The sequence below is a fragment of the Dehalococcoidia bacterium genome, from assembly GCA_021295915.1.
Classification (GTDB): Bacteria; Chloroflexota; Dehalococcoidia; order Lucifugimonadales; family UBA1123; genus VXRN01.
Window position 1 is genome coordinate 1 of sequence record JAGWBK010000006.1, and the last position, 1528, is coordinate 1528.

Consider the following 1528-nt stretch of genomic DNA (forward strand, 5'->3'; position numbering starts at 1 on the left):
TGAAGGCGACTGTGGCTTCGAAGTCTGAGCTCTTGGGCTCACAGCTCATCACGATCCCTTCACCGAAAGCCTTGTGCCTGACCTTATCGCCCGTAACGAATGGAGGTCCTCCCACAGCAGCGGCGGCCGGTCGGCGGCGGCGAGTCTGGGGAACTGCCGACCTTCCAGGCCTGCGTGTTCGAGCCGGCTCCGAGGTTGGGGCAGGCCGTGTCCTTCGGGAGAACTGGAATCCCTGATCCGATCGCTCGCGCCTGGTGCGTGGCGTCGAGTCTGGTCTGCGCCCCGTGGTTGGGGATTCAGATGTACCGGAGCCGTTGCGAGGCGACGGCTCCAACTTTTCCATTCCGGCGACTAACTCTCTCGGAACGTCCAGAAGGAATCGCGACGGCAGGTTCGGGCCGGTCCCACCACGGAATCCACGCCTGAAGGCCCTCGTGAGGTAGAGGCGCTCTTTGGCGCGCGTCATGCCCACATAGCAGAGTCGCCTTTCCTCTTCCAGACCTGCCTCTTCCTCCATAGACCTGGCATGAGGCAACAGGCCGTCCTCCATGCCCACCATGAAGACGACGGGGTACTCGAGCCCCTTCGCCTGGTGAAGTGTGATAAGCGTTAGAGAATCGGGGCCTTCCTCCATGCTGTCTATGTCACTTACCAGGCTTACGCTCTCGAGGAAGGCGTTGAGTCCTTCCGGCATGTCGAGTTCGGAGAACTCCCGTGCCGCTGTCTTGAACTCGTTCAGGTTGTCCAGACGGTCCTCGGCCTGATCGTCTCTGTCCACCAGATACTTCCGGTAGCCGGACCTCTCAAGTATTCTCTCGATAAGATCAACAAGGCCTAGTTGCCCAGCTTCTGCTCGCAGACCGTCTATTAGCTCCCTGAAGTCCCCAAGTGCACGTGCTGCACGGGCCGTAAACGGACCGGACACGAGCGGGCTGCCAAGCTCCGTCGAAGGGGAGATGGTGCGAATCGCCTCGAAAGCAGACGTGCCCTGATCTCTTGCCAGCCGGGCCAGTTCGTCCAGGGTTCTTGCCCCGATTCCCCTTGGAGGGAGATTGACGACACGCATCAGGCTCACATCGTCATCTGGATTGGCCAGCACACGCAGGTAAGCGGCGACGTCCTTTACTTCCTGCCGCTGGTAGAACTTCATGCCGCCGATCAGCTGGTACGGGACACCGTATCGCCTGCAAGCCTCTTCGAGCGCCCGAGATTGAGCGTTGACTCGGTACATAACTGCGACATCGCCAAGCCGATATTGTGCTGGAACGGCGCCTTGCGACCTGGTCAGCAGGCCGATCTCGCGGAGCACCATCTGAGCTTCTTCCTGCTCGTCGTAGCCCTCGGTTATGGAGATCAGCTCTCCCTTACCGTTGTCTGTAAACAGTTCCTTCTCGACGCGCTGAATATTCGCTGAAATCAGCCTGGAAGCAGCGTCAAGGATGTTCTGTGTCGACCGGTAGTTCTGCTCCAGTGCAATGACCTTCGCATCCGGGAAGTCTTTCTGGAAGCTGAGGATGTTCCTGATGTC

Annotated in this window: 1 pseudogene (cut by a window edge); it reads right to left on the reverse strand. The window is 59.5% G+C overall.

The features are described from left to right. Nucleotides 1–1528, reverse strand: a pseudogene (locus tag J4G14_03010) (UvrD-helicase domain-containing protein); it runs 750 nt beyond the window's last position.